This is a genomic window from Paenibacillus sp. DP01 (genome assembly GCF_044784315.1).
In the GTDB taxonomy this organism is placed as follows: domain Bacteria; phylum Bacillota; class Bacilli; order Paenibacillales; family Paenibacillaceae; genus Paenibacillus; species Paenibacillus polymyxa.
Genome location: NZ_CP173059.1, coordinates 497893 through 514634 on the forward strand (window position 1 = coordinate 497893; position 16742 = coordinate 514634).

Here is a 16742-nt window from a genome sequence, read left to right on the forward strand (position 1 = left end):
GCTTCCTTGTAAGGAGCTTTTTCTTTTTGAACACAATATACCCCACTGGGGTATGTAGAAGGAGGACTACCATGGAAAACCGTGCGACCGACGGTGATAAGCATACAACGCTTCATATTACGGGGATGTCCTGCGCAGCCTGCGCAAGCCGTATTGAAAAAGGTTTAAACCGAATAGACGGAGTGGCGCAGGCTAATGTGAATTTGGCATTGGAGCAGGCGTCTATATCCTATGACCCCAAGCAGGTGGAAATCCCTGAATTCCGCGATAAAATTGCTTCTCTTGGTTTTGGAACTGTGAGTGAAGAAGCCAATTTGAATGTGACGGGCATGACTTGCGCAGCCTGTGCAGCTCGAATTGAAAAAGGATTAAACCGAATACCAGGCGTAACAGGTGCTACGGTTAATTTGGCGATGGAAACAGCTCATGTGGAATATTCTGCTGGGAGTACTACGGTTAGTGATCTGGTAAGAAAGATTGAACAGCTGGGCTACGGAGCGATCCCACAGAGTGCTGAGGACAATATTGCGGATGTTCGCAGTAAGGATATCCAACGTAAAAAATGGAAGTGGATAATATCGGCAGTGCTGTCGCTTCCGTTATTGTGGGCGATGGTGGCTCATTTTTCCTTTACCTCATGGATTTATGTACCGGAACTGTTCTTGAATCCATGGTTTCAACTTGTACTGACAACACCCATTCAGTTCATCATTGGATGGCAGTTTTATGTGGGCGCGTATAAAGCGCTTCGCAACGGCAGTTCGAATATGGATGTGTTAGTTGCACTGGGTACGTCTGCGGCTTATTTTTACAGCTTGTACCTTACCCTGCGTCCGTCTGATGTCATGGAGGGAATGGCGGGAATGCCTGTCATGACCATGCCAGAGCTGTATTACGAGACAAGCGCGGTACTCATTACGCTTATTCTAGTCGGTAAATGGTTCGAAGCGGTAGCCAAAGGACGTTCGTCTGAGGCGATCAAGAGCTTGATGAACCTACAGGCGACAACGGCACGTGTGGTACGTGATGGACAAGAGCTAGATATACCGATTGAACAAGTGCGTGTGAAGGATATCTTTATTGTGCGTCCAGGGGAGAAAATTCCCGTCGATGGTGTAGTCGTGGATGGGCGTTCGGCAGTGGATGAATCCATGTTAAGTGGCGAGAGTCTTCCGGTTGAAAAAGGAGAGGGTTCCCCAGTCACAGGAGCCACGCTCAATAAAAACGGAGTACTTCGTATCCAGGCTGAGCGTGTGGGTGGTGATACGGCGTTGGCCCGTATTATTAAGGTCGTGGAAGATGCGCAAAACTCCAAGGCCCCGATTCAGCGGATTGCGGATCAAATCTCGGGTATCTTTGTTCCCATCGTAGTTGCTATTGCCGTGATGACGTTTCTCGTCTGGTTTTTCCTTGTGACACCGTCTGATTTTGCAGGATCATTGGAGAAAATGATTGCAGTTCTCGTCATTGCTTGTCCTTGTGCGCTCGGATTGGCTACCCCAACGTCCATTATGGCAGGATCGGGACGTGCCGCTGAGTACGGTATTTTGTTCAAGGGCGGCGAGCATTTGGAAATGACCCGTTCCGTCAACGCAGTGATTTTGGATAAGACAGGTACGGTTACGAACGGCAAGCCAGAGCTAACGGATGTTATGGTTGGCGCAAGCAGCCTGGCTGAAACGGATTTGCTGCGACTGCTCGGTGCGGCAGAAAAAAGCTCGGAGCATCCGCTGGCAGAAGCTATTGTAAAAGGGATTGCTGATCGAGGTATTGAGCTAGTGAGCCCGACGGATTTTGAAAACATTCCGGGTTATGGTGTAAAGGCCTCTGTGGAAGGCAAGCAGGTATTGGTGGGCACACGCCGGTTAATGAGCAGGGAAGGCATCGCGATTGATGACTCAACCGAGCAGCAAATGAATGAACTGGAAGGCGCAGGGAAAACGGCGATGCTTGTCGCTGTGGATGGTTCCTATGCCGGATTAGTGGCCGTCGCGGATACAATTAAAGAAACGTCACGAGAAGCTGTTGCCCGTCTGCGGGCGATGAACATTGAAGTCATCATGATTACGGGTGACAATGAAAGGACGGCGCGGGCCGTTGCCGCCCAGGCGGGAATTGAACGGGTGCTGGCGGAAGTGTTGCCTGAAGGAAAGGCCGAAGAGGTAAAACGACTTCAGGAACAGGGCAAGATCGTAGCCATGGTCGGGGACGGTATTAACGATGCGCCGGCGCTGGCTACAGCTCATATAGGGATGGCAATGGGTACGGGTACGGATGTGGCCATGGAGGCTGCCGATATTACGCTCATGCGTGGTAACCTAAATAGCATTCCGGACGCGATCGAAATGAGCCGGCGGACCATGACAAACATACGGCAAAATCTGTTCTGGGCGCTCGGTTATAACGTGATCGGCATTCCGATTGCTGCTTTGGGCTTTCTTGCTCCATGGTTGGCGGGAGCGGCCATGGCATTCAGCTCTGTTTCGGTCGTGCTGAATGCGCTGCGTCTCCAGCGCGTGAAGCTGTAAATGTTTTGATGTATTAGGCAGACGCATACTGCTGGATATTTGTAGCGAGATCATTTTGTAATTAGAGCAAGTACGCACAATTTTAGCTTTGTGCGTACTTGCTTTTTTGTTGTGTATTTCATTTATTTAATTCATGCAATCCCTCTTCATCGCGTCAGGTTGCTTATCATTGGCGAAAGTTTCATAATATTTGTAGGAGTGCCATGCAAGTATGCAAGAACCTTTTCGTGTACTCACAGCTTGAAGCAGATAAAGAGCTTATATTATGGATTAGGAGTGAAGCCGTCATGAATGATACGATTTCCTTGTTGATGAACCACCGGTCTGTGCGAAAATTCAAGTCAGACCCCATTACCGACGAGCAGCTCGCAGCTATTGTGGCAGCTGGCCAAATGGCATCCTCGTCCAGCAATGTGCAGGCATATACCGTTATTGCCGTTACCGAGCCTTCCTTAAAAACAAAACTGGCCGAGTTGGCAGGAGGGCAGGCTTATGTTGAGCAATGCCCTACATTTCTGGTGTGGTGCGCAGACCTGTATCGTTTGAAGCAGGTGACGATTCATCATCAGCCAGGCCAGCCTTCCTACGAAGGGTCCGTCGAAAATTATACGGTTGCAACCATTGATGCCGCGTTAGCTGCACAAAATGCAGCGGTGGCCGCTGAATCACTCGGCTTGGGCATCGTTTACATCGGGGGCATTCGTACTAAAATAGCAGAGGTATCCGAGTTGTTAGGGTTACCAGAGCTGGTATATCCAGTGTTCGGTATGTGCATTGGTGTACCGGATCAGGAAACGGGCTTGCGTCCACGACTTCCACTGTCCGGTGTTTTGCATATGAATGGTTACGATAAAAATCAGACGATGAAAGCTGTAGAGGTATACGACCATACATCAGCTGAATATCTGAAGGAACGTACGGGCGGTCAACGCTCTACACCTTGGTCTGAGCAAATGGCGACGAGATTGACCGAGCCAGCGCGTTTGCAGTTGAAGCCATTTTTGGAACAGAAGGGTTTCTTGAAGCAATAAAGTGGAGCAACGTCAAAAAACGTTGCAATGGATGAGCCGCATTTGAGCAACACGTGTATGTAAAATTACAAGAACCTCCTTAATTACGCATGATAAAGTTTCGCGTATATAAGGAGGTTCTTTGCTTTGACTACAAGTTATGGTTGTGAGCCTTTTAGTAAATAGCTGATATGCCTTTATGAATTAGACAGGGAGTAGAAGCGGCTCGTATTATCATAAAACAATTGACGGACAGTAGCTTCATCTTGACCGGTCAGCTTGCTATACTCGCGAATGACCTCGGCAGTCATCCGTGGATGTGTCTGCTGTCCGGTAAAAGGGCCCTCGAATGGCCATGGGCCGTCTGTCTCTGCCATGACCTGATTAGACGGATACTGCCTTGCCAAACTGCGGATTTCTTCTTCGTACAGGAGATCCGGTGTGAAGGACACATAATAGCCATTACGGGCCATACGTTCGGTCGTGGCGGCAGAGCCCTTGAACCAGTGGAAATGCGCCTGCGTAACGCCGTGACGTTCCAACAGGTCGCAGGCCATGTCTGCATCTTCATAAACGGCGTGCAGCACGATGGGCTTGCTATGCTTGCTTGCAAACTGGATAAAACGCTCCAGTAGCACTATGTAGGGAGCGAGGTAAAAAGCATCTCCGTTGCGTGAGGCTTCCAGCCGATTGTAATAGGGCAAGCCGACTTCACCCACCGCGACCATCTGCTGTACATGTTCGTCCATCCAGTGGAACAACAGGTCAAGCTCGGCTTGTGATGGCAGAGCCTGTTCTGGATGAAAGCCGAAGGCTGGACGTACTAGCCTGGGCCAACGCTCAGCCAGGCGCAAGTTGGCTTGACTGGAGGCGAGATGCATGGACACAGCTACGATGGCTTCTACATGGTTGTCGACAAGCGAAGCGAGCAATAGCTCCTGTTGTTCAGGTGGGTAACTGTCTACATGAATGTGTGCGTCGATTAAGGGAACAGTTGCTGCGACGTTCAATCTCAATGCAGGGTGCACATTCCAATCATTCATAATGGTTTACCCCGCCGGCAGAGGTGTTTTTACGGACACTTTCAGCGGTGTCCATATCGCCGTCCAGTTTGTGCTTTTCCTCACGCATCCAGCCAGTCATTGTCCGCTTCCATTCCATAAAGCGTGGATCGAGGGTGATTTCTTCCCTACGCGGGCGAGGAAAAGGAACGTCTACGACATGCATCACTGAAGCAGGTCGCGCCGACAGCACATAAATGCGGTCGGAGAGCAACAGCGCTTCTTCAATGCTGTGGGTAATGAACAGCACAGAGCGGCGGTTCTTCTCCCACATCCGCAATAACCATTGCTGCATGTCTGCACGTGTCAGCGCATCGAGTGCGCTGAACGGCTCATCCAGCAGCATTAATTCCTGCGGGCTAAGCAGGGCGCGGAGAAAGGCCGCACGTTGCTGCATGCCACCAGATAGCGTATGCGGATACGCCTTCGCGAACTTGCCCAGCCCAACCTGCTCAAGCCATTGCAAGGCTTCTTTGCGCCGTTCACGTTCGCTGACGTATCGGGACTCTGCTACTGCATCATCCTTTCGCGGTGCGTTTTCCTGCCCGAGTAGTATGTTGTCCAGCGTGGTGCGCCAGGGGAAAAGGGCGGGCTGCTGCGGCATATAGCTAATATGACCGCGTTCACCAGTCACGTCCTGTCCATGCATACGAATACGTCCCTGCTGCGGCTTGAGCAGCCCGCCGATGATGTGAAACAGCGTACTTTTGCCACTGCCTGACGGACCAATGAGGGAGACAAATTCGCCTGGCTTAACGGTAAGGGATACATCCTGTAGTACAGGCAGTGAGCTTCGCTTTTCCCGGAAGGCGAGGCTGATCCCGTCCAATTCCAAAGCAGGAGGAGCAGGTGTCATTACCTGCGGTTCTCCGGCTTGTTGCTGTTCATCAGCCACAGGTGGTGATGTCAAGTCCGTCGGATGCAGACTCATATGTGCCACGTCCTTTCATTAATGCTTTAATGCAATATGTGGAGGCTATTCTTGATCAGGCTTCCAGCGCACCAACCATTTCTCCAGTAGTAGAATAACGACAAACATCAGTAAGCTGAGTGTAACAATAATCCCGATAGCGGCAAAAATGAGATCCGTACGATAGGCAGATTTTTGCAGCAACATATAATATCCAATTCCTTCACTGGCCCCAATCCATTCGGCAATAATCGCGCCCATCACACTGTAGGTAGCAGCGATTTTAATGCCAGAGAAGACTTGTGGCAGGGAGTGTGGCAGCTCCAGCTTCATAAAAATAGCCCTGCGGCTTGCACCCGACATCCGCATGTAGTTCATCATCATACGGTCTGTCCGTGTCAGCCCGTCCATGGCTGCTACAGCCACGGGAAAAAAGCATACTAATGTAATGACCATAAGCTTGGGCAGCACGCCAAAACCGAACCATACCATGAGCAACGGACCGAGGGCGATAATCGGAATGTTTTGGCTAAGGATCAGGAGCGGGTACAAAGCAGATTTGAGAAAAGGAATCGTATGAAGAACGATGGCGATCAGCAGTCCCGTTGCTGTCCCTATAGCAAACCCCGCAAGCGTCAGGCGAATCGTAGCCCATGTATGGGCACCAAGCAACGCCGACTGCGCCATACCCTCTTGTACGATTAGGGATGGAGCTGGCAGCAGCCAGGATTCAATATGTAAATAGGAAACCGCTCCCTGCCAAGCCGCTAAAAAGAAGAGGACCGCCACAAGGGGCGGCCATACGCTTTTCCACCAGGATGCGTTCTTGCCTTTCGGATTCATGGGCGATACTTCTCGGTCAGCTTGTTCATGCTGATACCCTGTGGGTTATGTGCAATTTTGATCTGTGAAATGACGCTGGGACTTCCAGCTTCCGTCAAAGCCTCGTGCATTTCTTTAACCACTTTCAGCAACTCGTCGAGCTCGCCCTCCATGGTCGTATCCAATGGATTCACCTGATGTTTGACACCGGAACGCTGGATGACCTCAATCGCCTTGTCTACATAGGGGTAAGAGTCTTCGTTATTAGGTGTTTTAGGGATTACTTGAATGCTGAGCAGTGTATTAGCCATGTGAATTTCACCTGTCCTTTATTGTTTAAGTTATTAGGAAAATAAATTGGTTTAAGGCGGGGAGACCGCTTCGCGTTTCATTTGATCTTACGATCGCTGTTGCCGCGGGATTCTTTGAATTAAATTTAAAAGGTAAGAATCCCACCGCAAAGGCGAACGCTTCGCTTCTCCAGATTCAAATGAATCGCTACGCTGCCAATCGCCTTAAAAGCACTTTAGTTTTTTGATAGGTTGTGTGGCATTTTTACACACAAAGCGCGTATTTGCGCTTCGTTCACTTCTCTAGTTCAGTCTTATATAGTTGGTAATTTAGCGTTTTAACAAAATGATCAACGCTTGGGCAAGAAGTCGTTTGTGAAGGCCTTATCGACTTCCAAAGGTTTGCTGAGCAGCTTGCGTTCATACATCCAATCCGAGTAGTTTTGCCATACCTCTGCTTTTTGTAAACCCCATTGCGTGGCATCGTCCTGATAACGCGGGCTTAGCCATTTTTGGCTAGCAAGTACCAGTTTTTTGTCCAGCTCTGGCACAGCTTTAGTTAAGATATTCGCCGCTTCTTCTGGATGGGCGATAGTGTATTCATAGCCTTGTGCAGTAGCGTCCATGAACGCTTTGACTAGGTCAGGATCGTTTTTTATCGTCTGTTCATTGCTCACAATTACAGGTGTATAGTAATCGAGACTTTTGGAATAATCTTTTACATACAGCATATCCAAGGGCTCGCCTCGAAGCTCGGCCTCAATCCCGGTCCATGCGTAGAAAATCCAGGCAAAGTCAATATCCCGCTTCACGGCTGTAAAATAGTCTGCATTGCCCATATTGACGATTTTCACTTTGCTCACATCACCTTGGTCTGAATCCATGATGGATTTCATGACCGCTTCTTCTACAGGAGAACCCCAGCCGCCGTAGCTTTTACCCTCGAAATCTTTCGGGCTTTTAATTCCGCGGTCTACCGGAGCTGCGAAGCCAGAGGTGTTATGCTGAATCACCGCAGCGATGGATACGAGCGGTACGCCTTGGATACGAGCCTGAGTGACGCCTTCTTGATAGCTGATACCAAAAGGTGCAGCATTCGAAGCAACCATTTGGTCGGCTCCGCCTGAACCTGGTTGAACAATTTGGACATTCAAGCCTGCTTTTTCGTAAAATCCTTTGTCCTTGGCGACATAGAGTCCCGTGTGATTCGTATTGGGTGTCCAGTCGAGCACGACTTTAACATCTTTGAGCCCCTTTGCCGAGGTAGACGTTGAAGTGTCGGCAGCAGGAACCTCCTTTTGAGATGTAGGGGGATTGCCGCCGCAAGCGGTCAGAGTCATAGCCATGAGCCACAGACTGATCAGACCCAGGCTTAACATTTTCATGCGCTTCATCGTTGTGTTCTCTCCTTTTTAATTACCCGTTATCCGTCCAATCAGACAGTTTATATTCCCCATTTTCACAAAAATCACATCTGCCGGAAGCAATCTTTCCAACAACTTTATCTTCAACAAAAAAAGCGTCCCGAGATTCCGGGACGCTTGCGCTTGTATATACCAAAGTAAGGGATGTCCTGTTTTAATAAAAGGCACATCTTGCTTAAGCATTCCTACGCTGGCATTACCCAGATCAGGTTGTAAGGGTCAGTGTCTTGGGACACACTCTCAGCCGGCCGATTCCAGCACCCCTGGCATTGTATGGTTTAATGGGTTCGTTTATTCGGGTTTACTACGACGATTATATGCCTTGAAAGCAGGTCTGTCCAGCCTTGAGGGAGCGCTCACGGTTCATTTGTCGAACGACAGGGTACACTTTTACTGTGAGCTTTGATCTGAAAATGGACATGAATCATTCAGATCTGTTTCGGTCATGTTATTTTCAGAACAGCTACACTGTATGTTTAGGAGAGCTGGTGCCAAGTGGCATAGCCCTATAGAATTCTAATTCGTAAAAAGGAGTTGTTGTACTGTGGGTAAAACGGAGACACTGGATCGCAGTCAGCTGGAACAAGCCATTGTGAAGGCTTTGGATAACAACAAATTTTGCTCGTTAGGTACGGTTGAGGGCGGAAAACCGAAAGTACGCTATATGGCCCTTTTTAACGATGGAATGAACATTCATCTGGCGACGGATCGCAAAACACATAAAGTGGATGAGCTAAAGGACAATCCGAATGCTTATCTGTTGCTGGGCTATGAAGTGGGTGGCACGAAGGAAGTCTTGGAAGTGGAGGCTACCGTCCAGATTACAGCTGATGAGGGGTTACGCAAACAAGTGTGGAATGATTCTCTGAAAAAATGGTTTTCCGGACCAGATGATCCCGATTATGTCATCTTAGACGTCAATCCGACTCGTATTGAGTACGTGGGTCAACAAACGGAGCGCCAGGTGTGGACGAAATAGAAACAATATAAACGAACAAGCCAGTAAATTTCCAACTTTTTCAGGAGATTTATTGGCTTTTTTTATACGCAAAATAATTATTTTTTCATAAATATTTTAAGCAAATGACTACTCTTTTGTCTGGCGTTGGATTAAAATAGGAATGGTGGGTTCAAAGCTTACATATATGTGCAAAAGTATGTATATGAGGCATACACCTTAATGAGGAGGGGTATATTTTGTTATTTCGTAAAAATTGGTTTAAAGGGTTTACAGCAGCAGTTGTAGCTTGTAGCCTACTGGTGTTTTCAGCCGCTCCATCCTGGGCAGCTAGCAATTCTCGCGATAGCGCTACGGTGAATTTGCGGATCATGGAGACAACGGATATTCATGGAGCGCTCATGAATTATGATTATTATTCGGACAAAGAAACCAACGAATATGGCTTGATTAGGACAGCAAGCTTGATCCAACAAGCGCGTAGTGAAACAAGAAACAGCATGCTGTTCGATAACGGTGATTTGCTGCAGGGCAATCCATTAGACGATTATATGGCCCGCAACAAAACCTTTGAGAAAGAAGGCGGTGTTCATCCGGTCTATAAGATGATGAACTTGATGGGCTATGATGCGGCTACTGTCGGCAACCACGAATTTAACTACGGTCTCGACTTTCTGGACAAATCGCTCAAGGGTGCTGATTTTCCTTACGTAAATGCGAACGTTTATGTTGATAAAGGGGGGCAAGCTACTAAAAATTATTTTACCCCTTATCAGATTCTTGATAAAACAGTAACAGATGAGAAAGGCGAAGAGCATACACTCAGAGTGGGTGTTATCGGTCTAGTAACACCTCAAATTATGCAGTGGGATGAAGCTAATTTGAAGGATAAGGTCGTTACAAAGGATATCGTGGAAACAGCCAAAAAGTTTATTCCACAAATGAAAACAGAAGGTGCTGACATTATTGTTGTGCTTGCACATACAGGCTATGAGGATGTGCCGCAAACACCAATGATGGAGAATGCCGTTAAGTATTTGAGCCAGGTGGACGGAATTAACGCGATTCTGTTTGGGCATGCTCATAAATCTTTCCCTGGCCCTGATTTTAAAGATATGAAGGGTGTAGATCTGGATAGAGGAACCATTAATGGCGTGCCGGCCGTGGAAGCTTCTTCATGGGGTAAGGATCTGGGGATTATTGACCTGAGCCTGGAAAAGAAGAAAGACGAGTGGAACGTAATCAACTCTCAGTCTCAAGTGCGTCCAGTTGTGAGTACTACCAATCAGTCTGTGCAGTTTACTCCTGAATTTAAACTGATTGATGCGATCAAAGAAGAGCATCAAGGAACGCTGGATTATGTTCGTCAACCTGTCGGAACAACGACTGCACCGATTACCAGCTATTTTGCATTAGTACAGGATGACCCGTCCATTCAAATTGTGACAAATGCACAGAAATGGTATGTTCAAAACCATCTTAAAGGAACCGAATACGAAAATCTTCCCGTATTATCGGCAGGCGCTCCATTCAAAGCCGGTGGTCGCAACGGTGCCGAGTATTATACCAACATTCCTGAAGGTACAATAGCGATTAAAAACGTGTCCGATCTGTATGTGTACCCGAACACGGTTCATGCTGTAGAAGTTACTGGTGCTGAAATTCAGGAGTGGCTAGAGTGGTCTGCGGGTCAGTTCAACCGCATTGATCCTAGCAAAACAGAGGAACAATCATTGATCAACAAAGATTTTCCAACCTACAATTTTGATGTGATTGACGGTGTGAATTACCAGATTGATGTAACTCAGCCTGCACGATATGATGCCAAGGGAACTATTATTGATTCTTCAGCCCATCGTATCAAGGATCTGCAATACAATGGGAAGGCTATTGATCCTGCACAGAAATTTATCGTTGCGACCAATAACTATCGTGCTTCCTCCTCCAAACTGGCCAACCCAGATGGCAAACGAATTGTGATGGCAGCACCTGATGAAAGTCGCCAAGTCGTTGTTGATTATATCCGTACGAACGGAACGATTAATCCGTCAGCGGACGGCAACTGGTCTATTGCTCCTTTTGGTCAGGCCAAGGTTACCTTTGAGTCCTCTCCTGATGCCAAAGACGTGCTGGCCGGAAATCAACAAATTTCATACTTGAGCAGCGCGGCAGACGGGTTTGCCAAATACAGCTTGAAAGCTGGCGCTAAGCCTAGTGCAGCAACGACCTCTGTGAAGGAAGCTGCGGCACCTGCGAAAGCAACCGCGAAGCCAGCTGTCAAAACAACTAAGCCTGCGGCTGCAAAACCAGCTAAAACAACGAAGCCAAAGGCGTCCAAGTAACTTGGGATTTTAGTTTCCATATCCATAACAGAATGAAGCAGTAAGTCTCTTTAAACAAGAGATTTGCTGCTTTTTTTGATGCCCAATACAATAGTACCGTGTTTATTATGAGTGTAAAAAAGGCTTTGTTTTTGTCGAATATGTACTTAAGTCCTAAGTTGTTGTTCGGAATAAGCTTATTTTTTGTCAAAACACGTAATTATATAGTACTTTTGTTCTAATTGTTTGTGATATAATGGTGAAAAAACCGGGAAATTGTTCCGAGGAGGACCATTATGACTTGCAGCAATTGCAGCATCATATTACCTATTAAGGATCAAGGATTGCTGAAAATTAGGCATTCTAGGGTGTCGCTTACTCCAGCATTAGAGGGCTTGGGTATGCTATCGGAACAAATGAAACCAAAACATTGGTGTGAGGATAACATCGTGTTTCGCTACGACAGCCGTTCACAGTTGGAACAGTTGGTTAACGGACTGGCTCGTCTGCCGCAGGAGTGCTTGGACCGAATGCAAGTTGTGGTGACTGGTTTGCAACATGTTGAGGGATTTGAGGACTGGCTTTTATTTAGTCAATTGCAAGCTCGACTGCAACATCCGGATCTGGTGAGTATTATTAAGAATCAAAACTTTACCAGCCATATGCAACCTATTGTTGACTACAAGCTGAATATCATCGGCTTTGAGTTTTTGCTGCGTCCATCACAGCCCGATAAGTCTTTTCAGCCTTTCCGACTGTTTGAAGTTGCTCGTGAAGCTGGCTTGCATGCTCATTTGGATCGCTCGGCTCGTATTTCCGCCATTGAAAAAAGTGCGACATGCCTTCCGACGGGAATTAAACGATTTATTAACTTTCTCCCTTCAACTATTTATAATCCGACTTATTGCTTGAATCACACCTTTGAGACAATTGATCGGTTATCCATGAATACGGAGGATTTTGTGTTTGAGGTCGTAGAGACGGAAGAAATAGACGACCTGAATTTTTTGCATCAAATCTTTGAACAATATCGTACACGGGGAGTTTCGGTGGCACTGGACGATGTAGGGGCAGGCTATTCTACGACAGAGCTTATGAATTGCCTCCAGCCCGATTATGTTAAAATTGACCGCAGTATAATTGATGGCTGTCACAGTAACAGTGATCAAAAACGCCAAATTACTGGGATAGTGGAATCCGCTTTTCGTTTTGGTGGTCAGGTGTTGGCTGAAGGTGTAGAGCAAATGGAGGATTTTGAATTTTGTCGTGATGCAGGTGTGTCGCTAGCCCAGGGTTATTTGTTTGGTAAGCCGGAGCCTACTCCACCATCCAATTTTATACTTAGTAGAGTAGTGTAATCTGAAATAGCGTATTCTATAAAGAAATCGACACAAATAACCCGATGATCTATGGTCACCGGGTTATTTGATTTTTTAGAACAATTACATCTTAATTATATTCTTTGCACTATTGAGGCGACCCATGTGTCCATCTAATGTTATTACGATTATAGTGTGATCACGTATAAACCCAGCGGAGTAGTCGCGCTACCTGCAACCATGAAGCTAAGAGAATAGCTCGACTGGCCAGGCGGGACGCGGATGTCAGTCAGTCGGCATACCTTGGTATTATCTTGTAGTAAGGGGATACCGTATACATGACGATCTATGCGTACAGACCCGGCGAATGCACCTCCACGTGGATTAGCGTAGATTCGTACGGTACGTACCTCACTACTGTGATTAACGATAGGAATGGTTGCGTTATATATTGTTCCGAATTGTCCGCGATTATCAAGCGCAGGCCCCAGCTCGCTGCGTTCCCCTGTAAACAGTAGATCGGCAGGAGTTTCGCCGTTCAGTTTCTTAGTGGCACATGCTCGGTAGTTGGCGCTTTGTCCTACTACATACTCCGGCATACGCGCATTTGTTTCAGAAAAGGACCATACGCCCCGTGGATGCGCCTGTGGCGGGGGTACAGGAGGGAGCGCATCCTCATGAATCTCGCGCAGATCAGTCTGCGTATCTTTGCTGACTACGGTGCGAATCACATAGTCCAGCGTACCGTGACCTTCGGCATATTCTACCGTGAGGTCATAGATGAATCCAGCCAGCGATCCTACGAGTAGCTCAAATTCCTCCAGCAAGGCGGTGTCTTTGCCGAATTTGTGACGGTCTACTGGCTTTAGACGTTTCATTGTACCTGCCAAACAGCTTTTGGCAATAGATTGCCCGACATCAATAATCCAGTTGCCATCCTCAGGTACAATCTCCAGGGCACGTTCAATATGGCGTACTTCCAGGCGGGCCGTGCTTTTATTCTCTATGGTGATGCCCAGTTTAACAGGGCTGTCGATTTTGTTATAATGCCAGCCGAAAATCCGGTGCTTGACTGTCCGGGTGGTGGTGCGAACCACATCATGCCACAAAGTGGCTTGCTCGGTAGGTACCGTCACGTGGGTAAGCGTCTCTGGGTTATCACTAAGCATCAGGCGGCGTGTTCCCCCCTCCGTGGCTGACTCCACATCCACATGGATGTTGGGCGGGATCACAGCTGACTCCACAATCAAATCCTTTGGCTCCTTGGGTCGAAGGTTCATATCAATTCCTCCCTAAATTCAAGAATGGCACCGCTTTTGGTTCAAGTATATGGGTAGTTCATAAATATAGGTAACGCCAAGTCCATGTATACAACCTGTTTTTCAAAAAAATAAATTAAAAAAATATATCGTAGGCTATAGCAGCTCTGCTTGTGTACCTAAGCAAGCTTACAAGTCCCTCATTTCCCTGCACCGACGATTCGCATACAGGTATTGCGTGTATGTTAAGAGCATAAGCTATTGGATGTACAGAGAAGATACAGGAGGGAAACATGCCTAAAAAAATATGGTGGAAGGAAGCTGTTGTTTATCAGATATACCCGATCAGTTTTCAGGATTCTGACGGAGACGGAAAAGGGGACCTGCGCGGCATTTTGTCTCGGCTGGATTATCTGTCTGAGCTGGGTATTGATGTGATCTGGATTTGCCCGATATATAAGTCGCCCAATCATGATAACGGATATGATATTAGCGATTATTATGCCATTATGGATGAGTTTGGAACGATGGAGGATTTTGATGAACTCCTTCATCAGGCGCATGAACGAGGTATCAAAATTATGATGGATTTGGTATTAAACCATACGTCGGATGAGCACCCGTGGTTCACGGAGTCACGCTCGTCCAAGGATAATCCGAAGCGGGACTACTACATATGGCGAACAGGCAAAAATGGCGGATATCCGAACAACTGGGAATCGTATTTCTCCGGTTCTGTATGGAAATATGACAAGCTTACAGACGAATATTACATGCATCTATATTCCGAGCATCAGCCGGATCTGAACTGGGAAAATGAAGAGATGGTGGGTGAACTCTATCGTATGGTGGAATGGTGGTTAAAAAAGGGAGTCGATGGCTTCCGCTTTGACGCTATTGCCCATATTGTCAAAGCCGAAGGACTGCCGGATGCGCATAATCCTGACAAACAAACCTTGGTGCGTGCCTATCAGCTCTTTTCCAACCTTGAACAGGTACATGTACTTCTACGGATGCTGAACGAAAAGGTACTGGAGCGTTATCCCTTAATGACGGTTGGTGAAACGTCCGGTTTAGGGCCAGAGCAGGCACTGGATTATGTGGGAGATCAGCGGCATGAGCTGAATATGGTGTTCCAGTTTGAGCACATGTTTATTGATGCCCAAGGGTTAGGAACGGAAAAATGGAAGTACAAGTCGTGGACGCTGGTGGAACTGAAAAAAATAATGAGTAGTTGGCAGACGGTGCTTCATCAGGAAGGATGGAATGCCAATTATCTGAACAATCATGATCAACCGCGGGCTCTCTCGCGTTTTGCGAATGATGGCCAGTACCGTGCGGAATCAGCTAAAATGCTGGCAACCTTCACACATATGCTTGAGGGCACGCCTTATATTTATCAGGGTGAAGAGATTGGAATGACGAATATTGCCTTCCCGTCGATTGATGATTATCGGGATGTGGAAACGTTAAACTATTATGAGCAGCAACGAAAGGTCGGTGAGCCAGAGGAGCAGATTATGGCCGCGATCTGGCGAAAAAGTCGGGATAATGCACGCACTCCCATGCAGTGGAATGCCGGACCTGCAGCCGGATTTACCGATGGAGAGCCGTGGATGAAAATTAATGATAACTACACGCACATTAATGCAGAGGCGGAAAGAAATAATCCGAACTCGATTTTTCACTATTATCGCAAGTTGATTGCTCTGCGCAAACAACATGAGGTCATAGTCTATGGCGAATACAAGCTGTTGTTGCCACTTGATACAGAACTGTATGTATTTGCGCGCATGCTGGGACAAGAGCGTTTGCTAGTCATTCTGAATTTTTTTGACCGTGATCCAGTGTTCCACTGGCCCGACGGTGAGGAGTTTCCTATCGCCAAGGCGGAGTTGCTTCTCTCCAACTATGAACCGGTAAAAGGAGAAAATTTGCACGCTTTGAAGCTGCGCCCTTATGAAGCTAGAGTGTATAAGCTAACCTTAAAATAAATGTTCGTTATCCTTAAGATGATAAAAGAAGGGGAGGCTCATAGAGGAGCCTCCCCTTCCTTAGCGTTGGACTACACAGTTACTGTTTCAGCCAATTCACGTATTTTAGCGATAATCCGTTCTTCTTGATTTTCCCCCTCATTAGGGATAGATTCAGTCGCGTAGGCAGCCAGTTCAGCATGATGATGAATCATGACGGCATGGTGTGCCTCTTTGAACATTGGAATATCATTCGCATCATTACCAAAGGCGATAAATTGACGAGGCTGCACACCTAGCTTCTGAAGCGCGTTCCATTTATGGATATTCTGTGGGCTAATGTCCAGTACCTGTTCATTGCGGTGTTGATGAATGACCACACCCAGCGGTAGAAGCTTAGCAGCCAAGCCTTCCATATCGTCAGCAGTTAAAATGAGTATTTTTACAATAGATTTCAGGGCCGCCAAAGGCAGCTTTTGCGCCAACTTGCTAACATCCACATTGTTGAGTATGGGATGATCAGCTGGGCCTGTATAAGCATAATCCCACTCACTGTCAATCAAGTAGGTAGCTCGGTGTTCCTCCAGCAGTGGGAGCAGAGCATTCTGTACTTCCGGAAGAAAGGACTCTACGTATTTTACACTGCCATTTTGGGAGATCATTGAGCCGTTACCGCCAATCAGGGTATAGTTGTGAAAGCGTTCAGGAAGTACAGGCAGCATGTCGCGGATTGGTCGTGCCGAGGCAAAAATGACTTCATGTCCCGCTTGAGTTAACTGTTCCAAACAGCCTGCAATCTTATCCGACACACACTGCCCCTTGAAGCAGATCGTCCCATCCAAATCAAATACAAAGTGCATAATAGAT

Annotated in this window: 13 protein-coding genes and 1 riboswitch; of the genes, 6 read left to right on the plus strand and 7 right to left on the minus strand. The window is 47.2% G+C overall.

The window, feature by feature from the left end:
• Positions 1-71 precede the first annotated feature (71 nt).
• Together ACH59B_RS02210 and nfsA are read left to right on the plus strand one after the other, a co-directional pair.
• On the plus strand, positions 72-2528 hold the full coding sequence (locus tag ACH59B_RS02210) for a heavy metal translocating P-type ATPase (RefSeq protein ID WP_285694078.1): 2457 nt from the start codon (positions 72-74) through the stop codon (positions 2526-2528).
• A 287-nt stretch (positions 2529-2815) separates the two neighbouring features.
• Positions 2816-3559 (plus strand): oxygen-insensitive NADPH nitroreductase, encoded by a 744-nt coding sequence (gene nfsA, locus ACH59B_RS02215; RefSeq protein ID WP_013369076.1) that lies wholly within the window; start codon positions 2816-2818, stop codon positions 3557-3559.
• 176 nt (positions 3560-3735) lie between these two features.
• Here nfsA and ACH59B_RS02220 read toward each other — a convergent pair whose 3' ends face one another.
• The 5 genes from ACH59B_RS02220 to ACH59B_RS02240 form a co-directional block, all read right to left on the minus strand.
• On the minus strand, positions 3736-4581 hold the full coding sequence (locus ACH59B_RS02220) for a TatD family hydrolase (protein ID WP_123796676.1): 846 nt from the start codon (positions 4579-4581) through the stop codon (positions 3736-3738).
• Positions 4574-5530, minus strand: a complete 957-nt coding sequence (locus tag ACH59B_RS02225) for an ABC transporter ATP-binding protein (RefSeq protein WP_123796677.1) — start codon at positions 5528-5530, stop codon at positions 4574-4576. The genes ACH59B_RS02220 and ACH59B_RS02225 overlap by 8 nt, the downstream gene beginning before the upstream one ends.
• Before the next feature lie 45 nt (positions 5531-5575).
• On the minus strand, positions 5576-6352 hold the full coding sequence (locus ACH59B_RS02230) for an ABC transporter permease (protein WP_044787782.1): 777 nt from the start codon (positions 6350-6352) through the stop codon (positions 5576-5578).
• Positions 6349-6642: an MTH1187 family thiamine-binding protein gene (locus tag ACH59B_RS02235; protein WP_016818835.1), complete on the minus strand. Its 294-nt coding sequence runs from the start codon at positions 6640-6642 to the stop codon at positions 6349-6351. Before ACH59B_RS02235 ends, ACH59B_RS02230 begins: the two co-directional genes overlap by 4 nt.
• Positions 6643-6971: 329 nt before the next feature.
• Entirely contained in the window at positions 6972-8015 is a 1044-nt protein-coding gene (locus ACH59B_RS02240) for an ABC transporter substrate-binding protein (RefSeq protein WP_123796678.1), read from the minus strand.
• Between the two features lie 195 nt (positions 8016-8210).
• A riboswitch (TPP riboswitch) is annotated at positions 8211-8320 on the minus strand.
• A gap of 269 nt (positions 8321-8589) precedes the next feature.
• On the opposite strand from ACH59B_RS02240, the gene ACH59B_RS02245 reads away from it, so the two are divergent.
• From ACH59B_RS02245 to ACH59B_RS02255, 3 genes are all read left to right on the plus strand, one after another.
• A complete protein-coding gene (locus ACH59B_RS02245; RefSeq protein WP_016818833.1) occupies positions 8590-9024 on the plus strand; it encodes a pyridoxamine 5'-phosphate oxidase family protein in 435 nt (144 codons plus the stop codon).
• A 218-nt stretch (positions 9025-9242) separates the two neighbouring features.
• Positions 9243-11345 carry a bifunctional 2',3'-cyclic-nucleotide 2'-phosphodiesterase/3'-nucleotidase gene (locus tag ACH59B_RS02250; RefSeq protein ID WP_123796679.1) on the plus strand — a complete coding sequence of 701 codons (2103 nt, stop codon included), beginning with the start codon at positions 9243-9245 and terminating at the stop codon, positions 11343-11345.
• 275 nt (positions 11346-11620) lie between these two features.
• Complete coding sequence (locus tag ACH59B_RS02255) at positions 11621-12682, plus strand: EAL domain-containing protein (RefSeq protein WP_123796680.1); 1062 nt, start codon at positions 11621-11623, stop codon at positions 12680-12682.
• 149 nt (positions 12683-12831) lie between these two features.
• Here the strand turns inward: ACH59B_RS02255 and ACH59B_RS02260 are convergent, their stop codons facing one another.
• Positions 12832-13923, minus strand: a complete 1092-nt coding sequence (locus ACH59B_RS02260; RefSeq protein ID WP_123796681.1) for a hypothetical protein — start codon at positions 13921-13923, stop codon at positions 12832-12834.
• Between the two features lie 272 nt (positions 13924-14195).
• Here ACH59B_RS02260 and ACH59B_RS02265 point away from each other — a divergent pair, with 272 nt between their 5' ends.
• Positions 14196-15896, plus strand: coding sequence for an alpha-glucosidase (locus ACH59B_RS02265; RefSeq protein WP_107735161.1), 1701 nt, complete (start codon positions 14196-14198; stop codon positions 15894-15896).
• A 71-nt stretch (positions 15897-15967) separates the two neighbouring features.
• On the opposite strand, the gene ACH59B_RS02270 is transcribed toward ACH59B_RS02265, so the two are convergent.
• Positions 15968-16735 (minus strand): HAD-IIB family hydrolase, encoded by a 768-nt coding sequence (locus ACH59B_RS02270; protein ID WP_123796682.1) that lies wholly within the window; start codon positions 16733-16735, stop codon positions 15968-15970.
• Positions 16736-16742: the final 7 nt, after the last annotated feature.